The organism is Micromonospora sp. CNZ286 (assembly GCF_014207755.1).
The window spans coordinates 4,868,223-4,888,149 of the sequence record NZ_JACHIZ010000001.1; the positions used below are offsets into that span (position 1 = coordinate 4,868,223).

General features: G+C 70.4%; 25 protein-coding genes and 1 tRNA gene. 12 read left to right on the forward strand and 14 right to left on the reverse strand.

All coding sequences use genetic code 11. The annotated features are described in order from the left end of the window. The first annotated feature begins 14 nt into the window (after positions 1-14). Positions 15-656, forward strand: coding sequence for an NAD(P)H:quinone oxidoreductase (wrbA, locus tag FHX31_RS21280; RefSeq protein WP_013285078.1), 642 nt, complete (start codon positions 15-17; stop codon positions 654-656). A gap of 28 nt (positions 657-684) precedes the next feature. Here wrbA and FHX31_RS32790 read toward each other — a convergent pair whose 3' ends face one another. From FHX31_RS32790 to FHX31_RS21305, 6 genes are all read right to left on the reverse strand, one after another. Next, on the reverse strand, positions 685-852 hold the full coding sequence (locus FHX31_RS32790; RefSeq protein WP_402881588.1) for a mycothiol transferase: 168 nt from the start codon (positions 850-852) through the stop codon (positions 685-687). Continuing rightward, positions 812-1,192: a mycothiol transferase gene (locus FHX31_RS21285; protein WP_402881586.1), complete on the reverse strand. Its 381-nt coding sequence runs from the start codon at positions 1,190-1,192 to the stop codon at positions 812-814. The genes FHX31_RS32790 and FHX31_RS21285 overlap by 41 nt, the downstream gene beginning before the upstream one ends. A 451-nt stretch (positions 1,193-1,643) precedes the next feature. Continuing rightward, positions 1,644-1,952 carry a hypothetical protein gene (locus tag FHX31_RS21290; RefSeq protein WP_047890957.1) on the reverse strand — a complete coding sequence of 103 codons (309 nt, stop codon included), beginning with the start codon at positions 1,950-1,952 and terminating at the stop codon, positions 1,644-1,646. Further along, positions 1,949-2,128 carry a hypothetical protein gene (locus FHX31_RS21295; RefSeq protein ID WP_030270948.1) on the reverse strand — a complete coding sequence of 60 codons (180 nt, stop codon included), beginning with the start codon at positions 2,126-2,128 and terminating at the stop codon, positions 1,949-1,951. Before FHX31_RS21295 ends, FHX31_RS21290 begins: the two co-directional genes overlap by 4 nt. Positions 2,129-2,617: 489 nt before the next feature. Beyond that, entirely contained in the window at positions 2,618-3,814 is a 1,197-nt protein-coding gene (locus FHX31_RS21300; RefSeq protein WP_184977076.1) for a helix-turn-helix domain-containing protein, read from the reverse strand. Between the two features lie 466 nt (positions 3,815-4,280). Then, positions 4,281-4,619: a hypothetical protein gene (locus tag FHX31_RS21305; RefSeq protein WP_114919829.1), complete on the reverse strand. Its 339-nt coding sequence runs from the start codon at positions 4,617-4,619 to the stop codon at positions 4,281-4,283. A gap of 149 nt (positions 4,620-4,768) precedes the next feature. On the opposite strand from FHX31_RS21305, the gene FHX31_RS21310 reads away from it, so the two are divergent. Then, positions 4,769-6,181: a helix-turn-helix domain-containing protein gene (locus FHX31_RS21310; RefSeq protein ID WP_114919828.1), complete on the forward strand. Its 1,413-nt coding sequence runs from the start codon at positions 4,769-4,771 to the stop codon at positions 6,179-6,181. 3 nt (positions 6,182-6,184) lie between these two features. Here FHX31_RS21310 and FHX31_RS21315 read toward each other — a convergent pair whose 3' ends face one another. Continuing rightward, positions 6,185-6,751 (reverse strand): NUDIX hydrolase, encoded by a 567-nt coding sequence (locus FHX31_RS21315; RefSeq protein WP_114919827.1) that lies wholly within the window; start codon positions 6,749-6,751, stop codon positions 6,185-6,187. Positions 6,752-6,930: 179 nt separating this feature from the next. Here FHX31_RS21315 and FHX31_RS21320 point away from each other — a divergent pair, with 179 nt between their 5' ends. After that, complete coding sequence (locus FHX31_RS21320; protein WP_162881519.1) at positions 6,931-7,239, forward strand: hypothetical protein; 309 nt, start codon at positions 6,931-6,933, stop codon at positions 7,237-7,239. A 162-nt stretch (positions 7,240-7,401) separates the two neighbouring features. Here FHX31_RS21320 and FHX31_RS21325 read toward each other — a convergent pair whose 3' ends face one another. Then, positions 7,402-8,337: a phosphotransferase enzyme family protein gene (locus FHX31_RS21325; RefSeq protein ID WP_114919826.1), complete on the reverse strand. Its 936-nt coding sequence runs from the start codon at positions 8,335-8,337 to the stop codon at positions 7,402-7,404. 676 nt (positions 8,338-9,013) lie between these two features. Between FHX31_RS21325 and FHX31_RS21330 the strand changes: the two genes are divergently transcribed. The 4 genes from FHX31_RS21330 to FHX31_RS21345 all read left to right on the forward strand — a co-directional run bounded on the left by FHX31_RS21330 (position 9,014) and on the right by FHX31_RS21345 (position 12,831). Further along, positions 9,014-9,346: a hypothetical protein gene (locus FHX31_RS21330; RefSeq protein ID WP_184977077.1), complete on the forward strand. Its 333-nt coding sequence runs from the start codon at positions 9,014-9,016 to the stop codon at positions 9,344-9,346. 520 nt (positions 9,347-9,866) lie between these two features. Further along, a complete protein-coding gene (locus FHX31_RS21335) occupies positions 9,867-11,417 on the forward strand; it encodes a replication initiator (RefSeq protein ID WP_184977841.1) in 1,551 nt (516 codons plus the stop codon). Next, positions 11,414-11,611, forward strand: coding sequence for an excisionase family DNA-binding protein (locus tag FHX31_RS21340; protein WP_184977078.1), 198 nt, complete (start codon positions 11,414-11,416; stop codon positions 11,609-11,611). Before FHX31_RS21335 ends, FHX31_RS21340 begins: the two co-directional genes overlap by 4 nt. Next, positions 11,611-12,831, forward strand: a complete 1,221-nt coding sequence (locus tag FHX31_RS21345; RefSeq protein ID WP_184977079.1) for a tyrosine-type recombinase/integrase — start codon at positions 11,611-11,613, stop codon at positions 12,829-12,831. Before FHX31_RS21340 ends, FHX31_RS21345 begins: the two co-directional genes overlap by 1 nt. Before the next feature lie 78 nt (positions 12,832-12,909). Here the strand turns inward: FHX31_RS21345 and FHX31_RS21350 are convergent. After that, a tRNA-Val gene (locus FHX31_RS21350) sits at positions 12,910-12,981 on the reverse strand. Positions 12,982-13,031: 50 nt separating this feature from the next. Further along, positions 13,032-13,571 (reverse strand): TIGR02611 family protein, encoded by a 540-nt coding sequence (locus tag FHX31_RS21355; protein ID WP_184977080.1) that lies wholly within the window; start codon positions 13,569-13,571, stop codon positions 13,032-13,034. A 273-nt stretch (positions 13,572-13,844) separates the two neighbouring features. On the opposite strand from FHX31_RS21355, the gene FHX31_RS21360 reads away from it, so the two are divergent. Further along, positions 13,845-14,276, forward strand: a complete 432-nt coding sequence (locus FHX31_RS21360) for an SsgA family sporulation/cell division regulator (protein ID WP_007457244.1) — start codon at positions 13,845-13,847, stop codon at positions 14,274-14,276. A gap of 75 nt (positions 14,277-14,351) precedes the next feature. Here FHX31_RS21360 and FHX31_RS21365 read toward each other — a convergent pair whose 3' ends face one another. After that, positions 14,352-15,128, reverse strand: coding sequence for a glucose 1-dehydrogenase (locus FHX31_RS21365; protein WP_184977081.1), 777 nt, complete (start codon positions 15,126-15,128; stop codon positions 14,352-14,354). Between the two features lie 187 nt (positions 15,129-15,315). On the opposite strand from FHX31_RS21365, the gene FHX31_RS21370 reads away from it, so the two are divergent. Further along, positions 15,316-16,233 carry a helix-turn-helix transcriptional regulator gene (locus tag FHX31_RS21370; RefSeq protein ID WP_013284926.1) on the forward strand — a complete coding sequence of 306 codons (918 nt, stop codon included), beginning with the start codon at positions 15,316-15,318 and terminating at the stop codon, positions 16,231-16,233. Positions 16,234-16,240: 7 nt separating this feature from the next. After that, entirely contained in the window at positions 16,241-16,696 is a 456-nt protein-coding gene (locus FHX31_RS21375; protein WP_013284925.1) for an RrF2 family transcriptional regulator, read from the forward strand. Between the two features lies 1 nt (position 16,697). On the opposite strand, the gene FHX31_RS21380 is transcribed toward FHX31_RS21375, so the two are convergent. Continuing rightward, the gene (locus FHX31_RS21380) at positions 16,698-17,309 is read right to left on the reverse strand and encodes a malonic semialdehyde reductase (RefSeq protein WP_013474585.1); all 612 of its coding nucleotides are present in this window, start codon (positions 17,307-17,309) and stop codon (positions 16,698-16,700) included. Continuing rightward, a complete protein-coding gene (locus FHX31_RS21385) occupies positions 17,306-17,869 on the reverse strand; it encodes a flavin reductase family protein (RefSeq protein WP_184977082.1) in 564 nt (187 codons plus the stop codon). Before FHX31_RS21385 ends, FHX31_RS21380 begins: the two co-directional genes overlap by 4 nt. Positions 17,870-18,242: 373 nt before the next feature. Between FHX31_RS21385 and FHX31_RS21390 the strand changes: the two genes are divergently transcribed. Then, a complete protein-coding gene (locus FHX31_RS21390; protein WP_013284922.1) occupies positions 18,243-18,422 on the forward strand; it encodes a DUF4236 domain-containing protein in 180 nt (59 codons plus the stop codon). Positions 18,423-18,534: 112 nt separating this feature from the next. Then, positions 18,535-19,053, forward strand: coding sequence for a potassium channel family protein (locus FHX31_RS21395; protein WP_013284921.1), 519 nt, complete (start codon positions 18,535-18,537; stop codon positions 19,051-19,053). Here the strand turns inward: FHX31_RS21395 and FHX31_RS21400 are convergent. Then, positions 19,019-19,921 carry a hypothetical protein gene (locus FHX31_RS21400; protein ID WP_184977083.1) on the reverse strand — a complete coding sequence of 301 codons (903 nt, stop codon included), beginning with the start codon at positions 19,919-19,921 and terminating at the stop codon, positions 19,019-19,021. The genes FHX31_RS21395 and FHX31_RS21400 overlap by 35 nt on opposite strands. Positions 19,922-19,927: the final 6 nt, after the last annotated feature.

A 19,927-nucleotide genomic window follows, 5' to 3' on the forward strand; every position in this document is an offset into this window, starting at 1 on the left:
CCCCAGGAGGCACCATGCACACCGATGCCAGGATCGCCGTCATCTACTACTCCGCCACCGGCACTGTGCACCGGCTCGCGCAGGCATTTGTCGACGGAGCCGCCGACGCCGGCGCGGAGGTCCGCCTGCGCCGGGTGGCAGAGTTGGCACCGGAGCACGTCATCGATGCCAAGCCGCAGTGGCGAGCCCACCTCGACGCCACTGCCGACATCCCGGTCGCCACCCTGGACGACCTTCGGTGGGCCAACGGGTACGCCTTCGGCACGCCGACCCGTTTCGGGAACATCTGCTCCCAGCTGCGCCAGTTTCTCGACACCACGACCGTCCCGTGGCAGGCGGAGGAACTGGCCGACAAGCCGGCGACCGGCTTCACGGCCACCTATGAGGAACACGGCGGCCAGGAGGCAACCCTGCTCAGCCTCTACCAGACCTTCCACCACTGGGGGTCGATCATCCTCCCCACGGGCTACCTGAACTACGACACCGCTCACGCCGCCGGCGGAAACCCGTACGGCGTCAGCCTGGTGGAGAGCCGCGCCAGCCGGGATCCCGAGTACGTCAAAGCTGTCCTCGAGACGGCCTGCTTCCAGGGCGCACGCCTGACCCGGATGGCAGCCGCTGTCGCCGCCGCCCGCGCGGACAGCCGACTCGGGTGAGGCCCGGCGGCGGGAGCAGTACGATCTACTACTCGCCGGTTGGGCCGCCTGCCAGTTCTGCCACGATGTCCAGGTGCCCGAGGTGGCGGGCGTACTCCTGCACGAGGTGGAACAGCACCCGCTCCAGCGACGCCGGGTCGGCGCCGTTCCAACGCTCACCGGGCGCGCCGATCGCGTCGAGGTCGCTGCCCTCCACCACCGCCCGCGTGTGCCGGCCCTGCGCGCAGCGCGGCCAGCAGGTCGGCCCGGGTCTCCTCCGGCCCGACGAACCACCGCTCGTCTCGCCGGTCACCCCACGGGTCGCCGACCTCGCGCCCCTGGAATCCCCACTCGATCCAGCGCAGCTCCACGTACCGCAGGTGCTTGACCAGTTCCAGCGGCGTCCACCCGGACGGCAGCGCGCTGCGGCGCACGTCGTCCTCGGACAGCGCGAGCACCTTCGCCACCACCGTGTCCCGGAAGTAGTCGAGGTAGCGCAGGAACACCTCCGTACGACCGGCGGCCGGAACGGTGGGTGCGGGAAACTCGATGGTCATCCGACCAGTATCCGCAGGCCCAAGTGGGCCGCGCACCATACGAGCCAGTGTCGCGGGTGGCTGCGGCGGACGTAAGACGGCCTCTTCGCCAACGGTTCCTACACTCGGCTGGTGCCGGAACCGCGCTTCGAGATGGTGATCGCCCACGTCTTCGACGTCACGGGCCGCCCACTGATCGTGTCCGGGTCTTGTAGTCTGACCGACCTGCGCCAAGGCGACATGGTAGAGGTTCTGTGTCGCGGCTACGTCGTGGCCGCAACCCGCGCCTACGTTGAGCTGCACTCGCGTCCCGGTACCGCGTCTCTCGTACTGCCTGACGTGGCAGCGTCTGACGTAGAGCCAGGCTATGTCCTTCGAGCTCTCGGGCAGCACTGAGGCCGACAGCGGAAGTCGCGCCGACCGCTTCGGTGTGCACTCTCAGCGAGCCGATCGGATCAGGCTTGATATGAGATCAGACGGGCTGATCACGCGCTGCCCGGCTCGGTTCGGCTGGCCCGGTTGCTGTACATCGCTGCTGTACTGCTGGCATGGGCTGGTCGGCCGCCCTGGTCCAGCCGAGGAAGCGACAGTGCAGCACCCCCGCCGGCGTCCAGGGCATGTCCTCGGTGGCCTGGACGAGGTAGGCACCGAGGTAGAGGGCCAGCGACACCGGAGCATCCTCGTACTCCGCGCGCAGCTCCCGCTTGCGGGTCGGGCACGGCCATGGCAGGTCGCAGCCACCGCAGCTCCAGACCGGCATGACCGGGCCGTGGGTGGTCACCGCACCCCCTCCAGGAACCGCGCGGTGGTCGCCCGCGCCTGCCGGCTCGTCGCCCACTCCACCTGCCAGCACGGGTACGGCGTGAGCCGCGCCCACCACGCCCGGCACCCGGCACACATGCCGTCGAGCCCTGGTACGTGAACCGCGACGATCGCCTGTTCCTGCTCGCTGGTCACTGCTCACCCTCCGACGGCCAGTGGCCCCGATTGATCGGTATCCGATGCCGGACGCGGCACGGGAGGTCGTCTCCGCAGCGGCAGATGCGCCGCCAGAGCCGCCACGACCACACCGGCCGGTGCCTGCGAGCAAGAGTCAGCGCGGTGGCAGAAAGGTAGTCGTCATACGAGACGCGCCGCTCTCGCGACATCGATGTGTCCCCGGCGCCCGCCGGGGCCTGTTGCCCGCCTCGCGCCTGGTCCAGCAACCGCCGCCGGGCGATGTCCTGCTCCATCATCTGGATGCGCTGCCCGACGCCGTACGCCGTCGGAATCGACGGGAGGTGCCGGCCTACGAGTCGCCGCAGGAGCCCGATAGGCACCGTCATCTTCTGGCCCTCCGTGATGAGAGCACGAAGGGGCACCTACTGATGTGCCTCGATCCGCGCCCGGTTCAGTGAGGTCCAGCGTCGCGCCGCGCGCGTCTACGATCCAGAAGGTGACTGTCCGCTAACCAGGTGTGCTGTCCGCTGTTGATCGTCGGCTCGGCGCATACTCGACGCACAGTTCACGGAACATCGCGGCCTCGGGCACTCCGAGATCCTCGACCTTTGCCAGCAGTTCCGCGGCTCGCCACCAGTTCGACGGCACCACTCGCCCGGATGCCACGGCCTGCGTCCCGAGCGCAACCGCTTCGTCCGGCTGACCGGCGGCGACAAGGGCAAGTCCGAGGTCGAGACGCGCCGATGCCGACCGGCGTGGCCGCGCTCCCCCATCGCCGTGCGGATCCAGATCGGCCAGTACGGCCCGAGCCACCTGCTCGGCGCCCGGGTCACCGGCCCACGCCAAAGTCGTGGCCGTGTAGGCGGCGGCCTTGGCAGGGTCGTAGCGATAGTGATGCTCGGCTCGCTCGGGAACGGGAAGATTCGCCGCCAATCGCTCTACCCGGTCCAGCGTTCGTCGGGTGGCAGCAACGTCTCCGATGCGAGCCCACGCACGGGCCTCCTGAGCAGTCGCCTGAATCCTGGCAGAGCTGCCCTGAGGTGCAACCCGTTGAGCTTGCTGGGAAAGATCGAGTGCTGAACGGTAGTCACCTTGTGTCAACACGTCCCAAGCCCGCGTCTCCAGACACCACGCCTGAATTTCGGGATGCTCAGCATGTTCAGCAAGGTCACGAGCAGCTCGCAGGTGAGCAGCCGCAGCATTCCGCTGCCGCAGGTCGATGTGAACCGTGGCCCGCAGCACCGCCAACCAACCGCCGGCAACCAACAGCCGACGCTGTTGAGCAAGCGTTACCCGTCCGTCGAGCAGCCGCACCACATAGGAGAGGTGCCGCCGCACCAACGGCAACAGATCCGCCGGTGCCATCGTCGGATAGGAGCTGGCGAGGTCGTCAACGCCCTGCTCGATCCGTTCGAGCATGTCGTTGCTGACATCACTGGCGGCGACTCTCGCTCGCAACTCGCCGGCCTCGGCCGCATGGTCGATCGGCGCATCGACCAGCCGAGCAAGCACTCCCCCGGCGTCGAGAATCCGGTCCAGGTGGCGCGCTGTGTCGACCGTCGGAGCCTTGAGCCCTGCCTCCAACTCGTGCAGATGGCTCTTACTCCGATGAGCGAGTTGCCCGAGAGACCGAAGCGACAGACCACGCCGCTCCCGAAACTCACGCAGAGCTACCCCAAAGCGCGGATCGACGGACGAGGCCATAGCGCCGCTCCCAGCTCAAGAGGCCCGGCTAATCAGCCGGCCGCCACCCCATCGACGGTACCCCGACTCTTCGCACGTGGATGCCCGCGCTGCTCACTTCTCGGGGAAGGGGCCTTGGACCCACGGCACCCGTGGGGTCAAACAGTGATCTCTTCGGTGTGAACTGTCGGCGAGCCGGTCGGACCGGGTGTCATGCGAGGTCATCCGGCGTGTTGGGGCCGTTCGTGGGCGGGTTCGGTGGGTGGGGTTGCTGTACTTCGTTGCTGTACCGCCCGTCGACGAGGAACCGCCCGAAGTGGGCACGCATCCGTAGCCAGTGTTGGCGGTCGTCGCAGGGATGGAGTCGACCACAGCGGCACAGGCTCAGGGCCGATTCGGAGTGCTTGGTCAACAGGATGTCCGCGTGGGCCACCTGCGCCCTGGCGTACTCACGGAAGGCTGTCGAGGTGTAGATGACTCCCATCGGTCACCGCCCCGGCCTGCGGGTGTGGCGGTGGTGCCAGAGGGCTTCGGCGACGGCATCCACGGGGTCGATGTCCCCGGCCGCCAGGCGTTCTCGGGTGACGACGATCCAGGGCGGCGAGGCCGGGGTGGCTTCGCCGCAGGCGGTTCGCATCCCCTCCTGGGCGAGTTGGGCCAGCCGACAGGGGTCGCGTTGGTTGGTGTGCCAGCAGCCGGTGGCCACGCAGAAGCCGGCGCTGTCGGGTCGGTGGGCCTCCCACAGTGCGCGGGCCAGTCGCCACAGCAGACGGTGCTGACACCCGGCAGGCGGCTCCACGGGCGGGTTCTCGACATCGAAGGACATGCGCCGACGATCGCGTCCGACCGGGGGCCCGTTCCATGGCCAGCGGTCATGTCACGGTGACATGGGACGGCTCGACCAGCGGGAACGAGTCGCCATAGGCTGTCGGCCGGAACACCTTGAGTAGTCGGAACGCGACGCTGGGAGCTGCCGTGCTGCTCGATCCGCTGCGGATACCGGAGGATGCGTGGTCGCATGGCGAGGTGCTGACCGTCCTGGCAGCCCGCGACATCGGCAGGCTGTTCCGCTGGATCACCCGTCTCACCGGGGCGAGTCAGAGCCGGATCGGGGCCGCCGTGGGGCTGGAACAGGGCTACGTCAGCCGGATCATGGCCGGACGCAAGGTCACCTCGATCGATGTGCTGGAGCGGATCGCCGACGGCTGCCGGATGCCCGACCAGGCGCGGATCACGATGGGCCTGGCACCCCGGCAGGCCGCGCCGCCGGCCGCTCCTGAACAACGCATCCCCTGCGAGCCGCCGGCCAAGCGGACCTGGCAAGACGACGTACGCAGTGCCGCAGAGCTTTGGCGAGGTGACGTGAACCGTCGAGACGTATTCCGGCAGATGGCTTTCAGCTCCGCCGGCTATACTCTGCCGGCGCTGCGCTGGCTCACCGCCCCCGATCCGGCCCCGGTCACCCAACGCGGACGCAACACCGTGGGTCAACCCGAGATTGACACCATCCGCGCCATGACCGCGACCTACCGCCAGTTGGACAACCAGTACGGCGGCGGGCACGCCCGCGACACCGTCGCCCGCTACCTCCACCAGGAGGTGACCCCGCTGCTCACCGACGGCCGGTACAACCACCCCACCGGTCAACGGCTGCTCAGCGCCGCCGCCGAACTGGCCCAGCTCGCCGGATGGCAGGCATACGACACCGCCGAACACGGCATCGCCCAGCGGTACCTCACCCTCGCCCTGGACTTCGCCCACGCCGCCGGAGACGATGGCCTCGGCGCGGAGATCCTCGCGGCGATGAGCCACCAGGCCACCTACCTCGGCCATACCGCCACCGGCCTCGACCTCGCCCGCGCCGCCGGCCGAACCGCCCGCCGCGCCGGAATCCCCGTCCTGACCGCCGAAGCCCACGTCATGGAAGCCCACGCCCTGGCCAAAGCTAACGACGAACGAGCCTGCGCCACCGCCCTGCATCAGGCCGAACAAGCCCTCGACCGCGCCGACCGCAGCACCGACCCGCAATGGCTCAGCTACTTCGACGAGGCGTACCTGTCAGCCAAGTTCGGACACTGCTTCCACGCCCTCGGCCACACCACCCACGCCGAACGCTTCGCCGCCCGATCCCTGCGCATGGACAACCGCTACGTACGCGGCCGAGCCTTCAACCTCGCCCTACTCGCCAGCGTCCACGCCCACCAGGGACAACCCGACCGGGCCTGCGCCATCGGCGCAGAAGCCCTGACCCTGACCAGCCAGCTACGGTCCGCCAGAGCCGTCCGCTACCTGCGCGACCTGCAATCCCAACTCGCTCCACACCGGCGACTACCCGCCGTCCGGCACTTCAGCGGCCGCATCGACGCCACCCTCGGCCCCCGACGCTGACCCCTACAGCTCCCCGCGGGCCTTGCGCGCGACCAGCTCCAGCACTGCAATCACCGTGCCGGCACCAACGATCTCACCCCGGGACACCAGCCCGTACGCCTCGTCGAGCGGAATCCAGGCGACCTGCTCAGCCTCGTTGACGTCCACGGGTGTGCCGATGTGCTCGGCCTGCCGGGCGAGGAAGAGCAGATTCTCGGCGTCGGCAGTGCCGACCCACGGTTGGAAGGACAGCAACGGCTCCACCGCCTGGGGCCGCCAGCCGGTCTCCTCCTCGACCTCCCGCACCGCGCACTGCGCCGGGTGCTCCTCGTCATCGACATAGCCGCCGGGCAACTCCCACACCCACCGGTCGAACACGAAGCGGTGCCGCCGCATCAACAGCAAGCGCTCCCGGTCGTCCAGTACGGCGACCATGGCCGACCGGGGAGCCCGGATCACGTACTGCTCGAAACGCACCCCGTCCGGCAACTCCACCTCGGCGATACTCAGCCGCGCCCGCCGGGTGTCGTCCACGACCCGCTCGCCGTGGATGGTCCACCGGGTCAACTCCGTCGCCTGCTTCTCCACCACCTCGCCAGTATCCGCGCCGACCCCATCACCTGCGCGACAGTCGGCATCTGCTGGTCGCACCACCCCGGCGTTCGACCCCTCGCTTGTAGTTCCGGGCGCGTCATCCGGCGGCGTCCCGGACCGTCGCCTCGATCGACCGTCCGTGTTACACCGACCCCGGCCGGGTCCATCCAGGCCCGTTGCTGTCACGGCTGCTGTCGACGCCGCCATGCCTCGAACAGCTCGATGGCCGGCCAATGTCCATTAGCTCGGGCGTAGTCCAAGGGCGTGCGGCCTTCCCGATCGACGACGTCGAGCCTCGCACCTCGGATCAGCAGCAGGACGGTCACCTCCACGTGGAGAGGCCCACCTCTCTGGAGGGCACCATCACCCTCTACATCCACGGCATGATGCAGCAGAGTTATGCCGTGCTCGTCCGGGTCCTCGACGTCGGCTCCATCGTCCAGGAGCTGCGCAGCCGGGGCAGGTCTTCCATCTCAACGGCGTGATGAGTCGGGGTCACCCGCAAATCCTAGGCACCCGCGCTGCGCTGGTGCTCAGACGTTGAAGCGGAACATAGACGGGCGCTCGCATGACCGGCGGCGACCCAGTCGGCAGGCTTGTCACGCCACATCTTGGGCTTACGCTGTTAGTGGCTGGTTGCCGACGTTTCACGCTGTCTTGTGCCCCCTGTGTGCCCCCGAAGGCTCTTTGGCCGCCAAGCGGCCGAGCCATCGATGCGCATTCTCCAGGCCCACTTCGTTGTCGGCTGCGCTCGTGATTCCGGTCAGATCGTCGGTAACGACGCGACGGGCGAAGTAGTCAGCCTGCACCGCCCACCGAAACCGGAGCATGGCCAGCAAGCCGTGTTCCACCTCGGCGCGCGTCATCGTCTTGCTCTCTAGGTATGCCTCCACCAGGTAGTCCGCGTTATCGATGCCTCCGACATACATCACTGCCGACGCGAGGTCGTACAGCAGCGGACCGCTCATCGCGATACTCCAGTCGATCAGTCCGCACTCTCCCGTCTTGCGGTCGAGCCGGAATGCCTCTGGAGCCGGATCGGTGTGTAGCAGGCCCCACGACAAAGACCCGACATCAAGCGCCTCGTACCCCGCAAGGGCGGCCGCCACTGAGGGTCGAACCCAAGGACGAACTGCCAAATGTGGTGCCCGCGCATCGACCCAGTCAAACCGATCGGCATCCTTGATCGTCACGCTTCTAAGCGCTGCGTGCACTCGCGCCAGGGTTGCCCCGATCAGCCGTTGCTCGTCCGGGCTCCTGCCAAGCAGCCCGTTGCCTGCGACCCAGTTCAACAACCCGAGTGGCACTCCGTCGACATCGGCGACGACGCTTCCGTGCCTCGTCACTACCGGGGTGCCCGCCGGAACGCCTGCCGCCTCGACGTGAGCCGCGACCTCAAGGCCGCCCATGAAGGAACGGCGCGATCCCGGCGCAACCGCCTTGGCTACCCACCGTTCACCGCCCTCGGAGACGAACCACGTCGCCGAGTTCATTCCGCCGTTGTGCACCTGAACCGCCGCGTCCGCCAGTCCCCAATAGGCCGCGAGACACGCACACAGCTTCCCATTATCGATCACCAGCACGAGTCAAACACCATTCACCGCAACTGGCTACGAACTTCTGACCTCACCGCGTGCCCACCTCGCCATCCCGTCGGCCATCGACCCGCCCTCCGGGGAGCGGGCCACCGCCCGGCCCGCCACGTCAAGCGGACCTTGACGCCCGATGGACGCTGGCGGGTCGGGCGGTGGTCTGCTCGGCTCGCCCGGGTCGATGGCAGGCGGGATGGCCCACTGCAACCACCCACGGACCGTGACCCGCCGACGGGGCCCCGGCCATCCTGGAGCCGGAGCGCCCCCGCCGGAGGCGCAGTAACCGCAACCCCGCAGCCGCCACAGCTCGCCCACGCGGCCGGCGTGCGCTCCCCTACGCCGCGCGGGCTCGTGGCCGCGCGGCCCGGCCGGCTGCCGGCCCAACCTCTCACCCGGTCAACGTTGCTGTCGTCATGCGACGGCCCCTCCGGGCTTCCCGCTATCCGCGCCAGCCGCCGGGCGTGTTGCGTGGCCGGAGTCGGAGCGCCAGCGGAGCGACGGACGCGCGCCCAGGCGGCGGCGCGTGCGGCCCGTTGCGGGCCGCCTTGATAGACGTACAGAAAGTCCTCCCACACAAGCCGGCAGTCAGCCCGGCCACGCACGAAAACGGGGTCCGGGTCGCATAGGACACCCCACCGTTTCGCCGCCGCCCTGCAAAGATGACGGCATGGAACGCTTCGAGGGCCGGTGCTGGCTGGACTGGTGGGCGAACTCATCCACCGTCCTCGGCAGCGTCAAGGTGGCCATCGTGATTGCCGCCGTCACCGGCGGCTGGGAGGCCGACGGCCGCCTCGTCAGCGCAAGCGACGAGGACCGCGAGGCGTTTGCGTTCCTCTGCGAACTCGATCCGGTCTTCACGCTGCGATTCGAAGACGGAAGCGCTCTCGCCGTCACCGTGCAACCCACGGATGGGCATCGCCGCTTCACCCTCACTGAGTACACCGGTCCGGTTCAGCAAGCGGTCGTCAACCGCATCGCTCTGCAGGCAAACCGAACCTGATTGCTCGACGTCAGTTTCGCGTTACGTTGACGTGTCGGTACCCGGTGCTACTCTGGCGCTCGTCGAGGACGCTGGCGCGGCCTTCCCGCCGGATCGCTGGACTCGATGACGGAGATGCCGAGCGGCCTTACTGCCGCCGATGCGGGCCACGCCCCCGCCGGCTCTCGATCGCACCGGCGCTATGCCGGCTTTCCGAATCCGCTGAGCGGCCCGGCACGGTCCTCCTGCCGTCCACGATGGCCCGGATTCGCGCACCTCCACGGGTGGGGGCAGCCTGCGGCAACCCGCCGGATGCCGATATCCCAGGCTCCCTACCCGTGCCGGCACTTGATCACCGAGTCCTCGAGCGTGGAAGGACATGACCCATCGGCGGGAAGTGGCATCGCCACGATTCCGCCCTCCGGCGTCAGCCGCCCTCTCGGCGGTGCCAGGAGACACGACGAACACCACCAGCGGACAGGCGTCCACGGCTGGTGGTGCTTCGTCTCCCGTCCCTGCCACCCCTAAAGAGGAGACAGCCATATTCACCACCTACCGCCCCGGCCTCGCCGCCGGTCGTGACGCCCAGGCCCTGCACCGCGCCGCTACGCCGGAGTTCTCCGGCTGGCTGGAGCACACCCGCCCCGCCGGCGGCTGTGCTCGCCCGGTCCGCCTCAGCGGCACGATCGCCGCCGTCGACCGGAACACCGGCCGAGTCCTGAGCGAGCAGCACACCGACGAGCTGCCCGACCGGACGCTGTACAAGGCGTGCGGCAACCGCCGCGAATCGGCGTGCCCCGACTGCGCCTGGGTCTACCAGGGCGACGCCTACCAAGTCGTCTGTCGCGGCCTGACCGGCGGCAAGGGCATCCCCGCCTCGGTCGGCCGACACCCGGTCGTCTTCGCCACCTTCACCGCCCCGTCCTTCAGCCCGGTCCACCACCGCCACGTTCCCCGTCATACCTGCCGCCACCGGCAGCGCTGCGACTGCCGACCCGCCCCCTGCCGCGCCCGCAGCAACGCCGGAACCTGCCCGCACGGGCAGCCCATAGCGTGCTTCGCCCGCCACGACGCCGACGATCCGCGGCTCGGCCAGCCGTTGTGCCTCGACTGCAACGACCACGCCCACCAGGTCGTCTGGAACCACTTCTCCGGCGAGCTGTGGCGACGCACCAAACAGGCCGCCGAACGCCACGTCGGCGCAACGTGCCGTCGACGCGGCATTCCGAAGCTCGGCATCGTCACCGCCTCCGGCAAGGTCCGCTGGGTGCCGCCCGTGCGGGTGTCCCACGGCAAGGTCGCCGAAATGCAACGCCGGGGAGCGGTGCACTTCCACGTCCTGTTGCGCCTGGACGGCGTTGACCCCGACGACCCGGACGCCCTCGTACCGCCACCGGCCGGCATCACCGTCGACGACCTGGAAGACGCGATCCACGCCGCCGCCCGGCAGATCACCGTCACCACACCCCCGCACCCCGACCAGCCGCAAGGCTGGCTGGTCACCTGGGGCGAGCAGGTCGACGTCCGACGCATCAACACCGTTGGCGGCGAGCTGACTGACGGCAAGGTGGCCGCCTACCTCGCCAAGTACGCCACCAAGGCCACCGAAGCCACCGGCCACTCCTCCACCCGACTCACCACGGCCACGATCGACGACTACGCCGACCCCGGAGGCGACCACGTCGCCCGCCTCATCGACGCCTGCTGGCACCTCGGCCGCCCCACCCACACCGATGTGACCGGCGGCGCCGCAACCGGCGACCACCGTCAAGCCAGCCTTGACACCAAACCGAACCCTTACACCGGACTGCGGCGCTGGGCGCACATGCTCGGATTCGGCGGCCACTTCCTCACCAAAGCCCGCCGCTACTCCGTCACCTTTGGCCAGCTCCGCGCCACCCGCACCACCTACCGCCGCGAAGAGGACGACGAACCGGCCGACACGATCAGCGTCGGCACCCTCACCTACCTCGGCTCCGGCTGGCTCACCGAAGGTGACGCCCTGCTCGCCAACACCGCCGCGCGGCAGCGACGCGAGAGCAGACGCATCGGCCGGGAAGAACTCGCCCACGAAACTTGGGTGGCCGCATGAGCCGAGACCTCACCCCGCGCTGGTACTCCCCCGCTGAGGTCGCCGTGCTGCTCGGCTTCGGCATCTCCAAGATCAAGATGAAGATCGCCACCGGCGAGCTGCGCTCCATCAAGGACGGCAAGTACCGCCGCGTCCTCCCCGAATGGGTCGACGACTACATCCGCGAACAGGTCGAACGCCAGGAGGCCGCCTGATGCCCGGACGCGCCCGAGCCAACGGCGAAGGCTCGATCTTCCCGTACCGCTACGGCTTCGCCGCGTACGTCTGGGTCACCAAGGCCGACGGCCGGCGCACCCGCAAGTACGTCTACGGCAAGACCCGCGAAGCCGTCCACGACAAGTGGATCAAACTGCACCAGCAGGCGAAGCAGGGACCAGTAGCAACGAGCGTGCCGACGGTCGGCACCTTCCTCACCTACTGGCTGACCGAGATCATCCAGCCGAACCGGGCACCCCTGACCTACGCCACCTACGAAACCTTCGTCCGCCTCTACATCTCCCCCGGCCTCGGAGCGAAGCGGCTCGACCGACTCCAGTCCCGCGACGTGCAGACCTGGATCAACCAGGTCGCCCGCACCTGCCAGTGCTGCGCACAAGGCAAGGACGCCGCCCGCCCGAAGCACAAGCGCCGCTGCTGCGCGGTCGGCCGCTGCTGCCAAGCAGTCCCGTCGACGCGGACGGTCAGCGACATCCGGGCCGCGCTGCGGGCCGCCCTCACCCACGCCCAGGCCGAAGACCTGATCACCAAGAATCCCGCCGTGCCGGTCACCCTGGCCACGGTCCGCCGTCGGCGGGGTAGGTCCTGGTCGAGCGACGAGGCACGGAAGTTCCTGGAGTCCGCGAAAGCCGACGACGACCCGCTCTACGCCGCCTACGCCCTGGTCCTCGTCACCGGTCTCCGCAAGGGCGAAGCGCTCGGACTCACCTGGAAGGACGTCGACCTCGACGCCGGGGAACTGACCATCGGCCGCCAGCTCCAACGCGTACGCGGACAGCTCCTGCACCGCGACACCAAGACCCAGGCATCCGACGCCACCCTCCCCCTGCCCGACATCTGCCTCACGGCCCTGAAACTGCGGAGCGAGCAACGCGACGAGGCGAGAGCAGCCGCCGGCAAGGCGTGGCACGAAAGCGGACTCGTCTTCACCACCCGCTACGGCACACCGATCGAGCCGCGCAACTTCCAACGCTCCTGGCAGACGAGGTGCGAGAAAGCAGGCGTCAAGCCGATCACGGTCCACGACGCCAGACGTACCTGCGCCACACTGCTGGCCGACCTCGACGTCCACCCCAGAGTCGCCATGCAGGTGCTCAGGCACGCCCGCTTCTCGGTAACGATGGAGATCTACACGCAGGTCACATCGACAAAGACGAGAGACGCACTCAAGCGCCTCGGCGAATCCCTGAGCCGCTGACGAGAACTGCTGTACAAAGCTGCTGTACGCAAGCAGAAAGGCCACCTCCCGAAGCCGGGAAGTGGCCTTTGACCTGCGTGGGCGATACTGGGATCGAACCAGTGACCTCTTCGGTGTGAACGAAGCGCTCTCCCGCTGAGCTAATCGCCCTCAGCGCGCATGACTCTACCCGATCACCCGCCCGGACCAAAAACCGGCCCTCAGTGCGTCGCGAGGTAGTGCAGCGCCTCCGCCACCACGTCGATGCCGAAGCTGTACTTGAGCGACAGCCATACCACCACCGACACGAACGCGAGCCCGACCGCCCCCAGCACGAAGCGCACGCCCAGCGACCGCATCTTCACCCAGCGCGTCCAGGAGTTGACGTGCCGGCGGGTGAAAGCGAGCAGCCGTCGCGCCCAGTGGAACTCGACCGCCCAGACGCCGAGGCCGGCGATGACCAGGAGCCAGCCGGGCCCGGGCAGCGGGATCAGCGCGACACCGACTGTGACGACGATGGCGCCGAGGATGCCGATGAAGATCTTCAGGGCGACGCGGCCGGTGGGGTTGGCGCGGATGAGGTCGAGCGTGGTGTGCAGGCGTCCCCGCCAGCCCCGTCGCCGCCGGCGCTGCTCCATGAGAGCGCCTTGCGACCGCCCTTCCACCGGCACCTCGTACCCCCGACTTTCGGCTGCTCGGACCGCACCTTTCGGCGATTCGGCCGTGGTCCGCGACGTCACCGAGGAGCCCCTCGTGACCATTTCCACCCCCAGTGTCGCGCGGGACCGTCACCCCTGCTCACGACTGGACGTTACCGGAGTAAGTCGACGACTGAACCACCCGTTGCCGGGCGGAACGACGGAGTGGGCGGAACCGGAAATTCTACGCGGGGCCACGCGGTCCCGGGGGCTTTCGGAACCCCTTCCCACCACTGGGTGAAGTCAGCGTATGGCGGAGCGTAGCCAGGAGCAGCACCTGAGTATGGGAAAAGCGGGACACGCGCGTTCCGCAGCGGTGCCGGGGGGAGAACGTCCATGAGTGTCATCCGACCGACGACCGTAGAGGTCGAGACGTCGCTAAGGCTCGTCGCGCCTGACGCCACCGCCTTGCCGGTGCGTGCCAGTCTGCGTTACGACCCTGCTGACCCGTATGCGGTCCATGTCCTGTTCCATGCCGAGTCCGCCGGCGGCGAGGCGGTGAGCTGGTCGTTCGCTCGCGAACTGCTGGTCACCGGGCTCGACGAGCCGGCCGGCATCGGTGATGTGCGGGTCTGGCCGTGGGCCACCCCGCGCGGCGACTTCGTCGCGCTGGCGCTGTCGTCGCCGGACGGCAACGCCCTGTTCGAGGTTCCGCGCAGCGTGCTGGTGCGCTTCCTGCGCCGGACCTACGTCGTCGTCCCACGCGGCCGCGAGGCCGAGCACCTGGACGTCGACACCGCGGTGAACCGGCTGCTGGCCGGTCGCTGACACGGCGACACCCGGGGCCGCGCGGATCTGCCGAGTCCGCGCGGCCCCGGCCCGTCTCCAACCCGGGGGTACGCGTCAGCCGCGCGTGGTGATCCCGCCGTCGACCGGGATGACCGCTCCGGTCAGGTACGCGCCCGCCCGCGACGCCAGGTAGATCGCGGTGCCCGCCATGTCCTCGGGGCGGCCGATCCGGCCCAGCGGCACCTGCTGCTCGATGGCCGCGCGCGAGTCCGGGTCGTCCAGCGCGAACGCCATCATCTTGCTCTCGAACGGTCCGGGCGCGATCGCGTTGACGGTGATCTGCTCGCCGGCGAGCTGGTGGGCGAGGCCGCGGGTGAGCATGTGCACGGCCGCCTTGGTGGCGGAGTACGCGTACACCTCCATCCACGGCACCCGGATGCCGTCGATCGACCCGATGTTGATCACGCGGGCCGGGTCGTCGGCGCCTGCTGCGGCGCGCAGTTGCGGCAGCAGCGCGGTGGTGAGCCGGAAGACGGCCTTGACGTTCACCGCCCAGAGCTTGTCGAAGGCGCCCTCCGGGTACTCCTCCAGCGGCGCACCCCAGGTGGCGCCCGCGTTGTTGACCAGCACGTGGAGCCGGTCGTGGCGCTCCCGCACGGCCTCGGCGAGCGCCAGCGCGCCGGCGTCGCTGCCCAGGTCGGCGGGGATCGCCTCGCAGTGGCCCTCGGCGGACAGTTCCCTGGCGACCGACTCGCACACCTCCGCCTTGCGCGAGGAGATGATCACCCGGGCGCCGGCCCGGACGAAGCCCCGCGCGATCATCAGCCCGATCCCGCGTGAGCCGCCGGTGACCAGGACCGTCTTGCCGTCGACCGAGAACAGATCCGTCATGCCCATCCCATCGCCGTCTTCCGGCCGCGGGCCGGTCGGCCGGGGCCGCGTGGCCGGGTGCGGAGCGCACGCCGGCCCGGGTCTTACCGATCGGTAACCTAACCGTCCGGCTCGGCTGCCGACAAGAGCGGCCCGAGCGGGTGAAACCGTCGAGATGCAACGTGCGCGCGGGCCGGTTACCGTCGGGATGATGGTCACTACCGGTCAGCCCTCCCCGGCCACCCGCACCGGCCTGCCGGAGTTCCGCCCCGGCACCGACGAGATCGTCACCGGTGTGCTCGGCGACCTCGCCGCCGAGCCCGGCTGGCCCCGCCCGGTCCTGCTCGACCGCGATCTGCTGATCCTGGTCACTCACGGCCACGGCACCGCCGAGCTGGACTTCCGGCCCGTCCCCTGCCGTCCGGGCACGCTGCTGCGCGCGCATCCCGGCCAGGCGCTGCGGTTCGTCGGCGCCCAGCTCGACGCGACTGTGGTGAGCTGGCGGCCGGACGCGCTGCGCGGCCTCGACGTCGACCCGGACGCGGTGCCCGCCCACCGTCAGCTCGCCGGCGAGGACGAGGACGCGGTGATCAGCGAGGTGAGCCAGCTCGCCGTGGACGCCGACCGGCACGCGCTGGTACCGGCCGCCGCGGCGCTGCTGCGCCACCAGCTCGCCGTGCTGCTGCTGCGGCTGAGCCTGCTGCCGCACCCGGGCGACGGCGCGACGCCCCGGGCTGAGACGGAGACGTTCCGGCGGCTGTGCCGCGAGGTGGAACGCGGCTACCGGCACACCCGCCGGGTGGAGGACTACGCCGCCCAGATCGGCTGCTCGGTGCGTACCCTGACCCGGGCCTGCCTGGCGGTGACCGGCCGCAGCGCCAAACAGGTGATCGACGAGCGGGTGGCGTTGCAGGCGTGCCGGCTGCTCGCCGCCACCGACGAGTCGATCGCCGCGATCGGCCGGGAGCTGGGTTTTCCCGAGCCGACGAACTTCGGCCGCTTCTTCACCCGGGAGGTCGGGGTGAGCCCGGGGACGTTCCGGGCCGAGCGCGAGCGCCCGCTGGCCGTCCGTCTGGTGCGACCCCGGCCGCCCGCCGACTCCCCCGTGCCGGGCGGCCAGGCATGATGGCACTGTGCAGATCTCCGCGCGCGGCGACTACGCGGTCCGGGCAGCCCTGAGCCTGGCCACCGCGTACCCCACCCTGCTGTCCACCCAGGCCATCGCGGCGGAGCAGGACATGCCGCGCAAGTTCCTCGAGGCGGTGCTGGCCGACCTGCGCCGGGCCGGGGTCGTCCGGGCCCAGCGCGGCGCCGAGGGCGGCTACACGCTGGCCCGGCCGCCGCGGGAGATCACCATCGGGCACGTGTTGCGCGCCGTCGACGGTCCGCTCGCCGGGGTACGCGGGCTGCGCCCCGAGGAGACCCGGTACGAGGGGGCGGCGGAGAATCTGCCCCGCCTCTGGGTGGCGGTACGCGCGTCGGTGCGCCGGGTGGTCGACGAGGTGAGCCTGGACGAGCTGGTCAGCGGCCGGCTGCCGGCTCACGTGCGCAAGCTGACCGCGCAGCCGGACGCGTGGGAGCCGCGCTGATTCACAGCGTGCCGACGACCTCCTCGTAGGGCAGGCGCGGCAGCCGTTCCCGCCAGGCGTCCGGCGCCGGGCGGCCGATGTTCATCAGCAGCAGCACCCGGTGCCGCCCGCCGGGGAAGAACTCGCGTTCCACGCCTGCGGCGTCGAATCCGGCCATCGGTCCGGCGGCCAGCCCGGCGGCGCGAACACCGACCAGCAGGTAGCCGATCTGGAGCGCGGCGTTGAACCGGGCCTGCGCCTCCCGGCCGGCCGGGTCGCCGGTGAACCAGTCGCGGGCGCCGGGGCGGTGCGGGAACAGTTCGGGCAGCCGGTCGTGCCAGTCCACGTCGGCGGCGAGCACAGCGGTCAGCGGCGCGGTCGCCGTCTTGTCCCGGTTGCCGGCGCTGACGTACGGCAGCAGCCGCGCCCGGGCCTCGGCGGAGCGCAGCAGCAGCACCCGCAGCGGCTGGCCGTTCATCGCTGTCGGGCCGTACCGGATCAGGTCGTGGACGGCGCGGACCTGCTCGTCGGCGACCGGCTCGTCGGTGAACGCGTTGGCGGTGCGGGCGGCCCGGAACAGCAGGTCCTGGGCGGCCCGGTCGAGCGCGATCAGGTCGTCGGCGGCGGCGGTCACCACGCCTCGGGCCAGTCGCCGAGCGTGGTGGTGTAGCCGCCCCGGTGGTGCAGCAGCGGGTCGCCGTCCTCACCCGCGCCGAGCGCGAGCGGCTCGCCGAGCAGGATGGTGTGGTCGCCCGCCTCGATCCGGCGCACGACCCGGCACAGCAGCACTGCGAGCGCGTCGCCGATCAGCGGCACGCCGAACGGCCCGATGGTCCAGCCCGGGTGGGCGGTGAACCGGTCGATGCCGCTGGTGGCGAAGATCTGCGCGATCTCCTGCTGGCCGGAGGCGAGCAGGTGCACCGCGACGTGTTCGGCCTGCTCGACTGTGGGCCAGCTCGACGACGCGCGGCTCAGACAGACCGAGACCAGCGGCGGGTCGAGCGACACCGACGTGAACGAGGTGGCGGTGAAGCCGGCCGGCGGCAGGTCCGGCCGCATCCGGTTGCCGCGCAGGCCCGGTGTGGTGACGACGGTGACCGTGGACGCCTGGCGGCGCAGCAGGCCGCGGAACGAGTCGACGTCGACCGGGCGCAGCTCGACGGTGGCGGCGCCGGGCCGGTCCACGGTGGTCACGACGCCACCAGCTGTCGGCGCGACGGTGAGTGCAACCGGTCCACGAGAGCCTCCAGTCCAGGGGTAGCAGCGGCGGCACGGTGTTCTCTCCCGATACCCCCGGATGAGGGATGCGATGCGGGGCGACCAGCACTCATGCTGCCGACCGCTCTCCGCGCCGGTCAACGTCCTTCCAAAGAGTGAGACTTTCGTCGCTGGCATTGTTACTACCCGCCACCACCAGCATTTACGACTCCTTAACACCTACCCGTTGGATAGAGATTTTGCCGGGTGGCGGTCCCACCGTCCAGAGCGGACCGGGCATGGTTTCGCGAATCGTCGAACCGGGCATGTTCCAGACCGCAGAGGCAGGGAGACGAAGGAGGCACCCCCGATGGGCGTCCAGTTCCGCAAGCGCAAGAAGTACGGACCGCTGATCCTCCACTTCACCCAGAACGGCTTCTCGTCGTGGAGTATCAAGATCGGCCGCTGGTCCTGGAACTCGAACACCCGCGCCCACCGCGTGGACCTTCCGGGGCCGCTGTCCTGGAAGCAGGACAAGACCCGGGCCTGACCACCCGGACGACGATCGGGGCGCCGGCGTTGTCGCCGGCGCCCCGATCGTCGTACCGGCCGGGTTCGCGGTTCCGCCGACCACGGCGTCCCGGTGACCGGAGAATCGCCGCATGGCGGACGTGTCCCTGCGGCGGTTGCGACGGCGGGCCGTCGCGGCCTGCGCCCTCATGCTGGTCGGCTACTTCCTGGTGCCGGTCGAGGCCGATCCGAACGGCCTGCGGCTGGCCCTGCGCTCGATCGGCACAGCGGTCCTGGTGGGGGTGATCGCGTTCCTGGTCACCGGCCAGGTCCGCCGCCAGCTCGTCCGGGACCAGCCGACCGGCCGGGACGAGGACCGGGCGCTGACCCGGCTCGCGGTCGCGCTGATCGCCGGGCTGCTGGTCTTCGCGCTCGGCGACTACGTGGTCGCGAACACCCGGCCCGGGGAGTTCGTCGGCCTGCGGACCCGCGTCGACGCGCTCTACTTCGCACTCGCGACGCTCACCACAGTCGGCTACGGCGACGTGCACGCCCAGGGTCAGATCGCCCGGGTGGCGGTGTGCGCGCAGATGGTGTTCAGCATCGGTGTGGTCGCCACCGGGGCGTCGATAGTGGTCAAGCAGATGACCCAGCGGTCGGGACGGCGCTGATCGTCACGTCCCCGCCGAGCCGGCCGTGCTCCGGGTCGCGGGTCACCGCGCCCGAGGCGAGCAGCGAGGTCAGCGCCCGGTTGACGTCGGCGGCCCGGTAGACGGTCGAGGTGGTGGCGAAGCGGCGCAGCTCGGTGACCGTACGCGGGCCGGAGCGGGCCAGCTCGGCCAGCAGTTCCCGGCGCAGCGGACCGGGCTCGGGGTCGAGCGAGATGTCGAGCAGCCGGCCCTGCGGGTCGGCCGGGTCGCGGTAGCGCACACCGGCGTACTCGTCGACCGCCCAGAGCGCCTCCTTGACCGCCTCCAGCCCGTGGTCGGAGCCGGTGCCGTAGCCGAGCAGCCGCGCCGGGCCGTCCCCGTCGGGCACCAGCTCGACCTCGGTGACGAGCGGGAACCCGGCGTCGGTGAGCGCCGGGCGCAGCGAACGGCCGGGCGCGGTGACGAGCAGCAGTTCGGCCGGGCGCCCGGACGCGGCGGCGGCGAGCAGGGCCGGGTCCGGGTCGGCGCCGTCGGCCACTGTGAGCAGCGGCGCACCTGCCGCGCCGGCCGCCTTGAGCGCCACCGGCAGCCGGTCCGGGCCGCCCGGCACCAGGTGCACGGCGACGTCGGCGGGCAGGGCGGCCTCGGCGGCGCCGAGGCGTACCGGCAGGTCGGTGCCGTCGTCGGCCACCACCAGCACGGTCAGCCGCCGCCCGCGCAGCCGGTCGGCGAACTCGGCCACCACCCGCAACGCCTCCTCCGCGCCGGCGGCGTCACCTCCGGCGTACGCGAGCGCGAGCGTGGCCCGCCGCGCCCGGTGCAGCGCGGCGGGGAGCCAGTGGTCGAGCCGGCGGACGAGCAGCTCGCGCAGAACGGCGTCGGTGGACATGGTGCC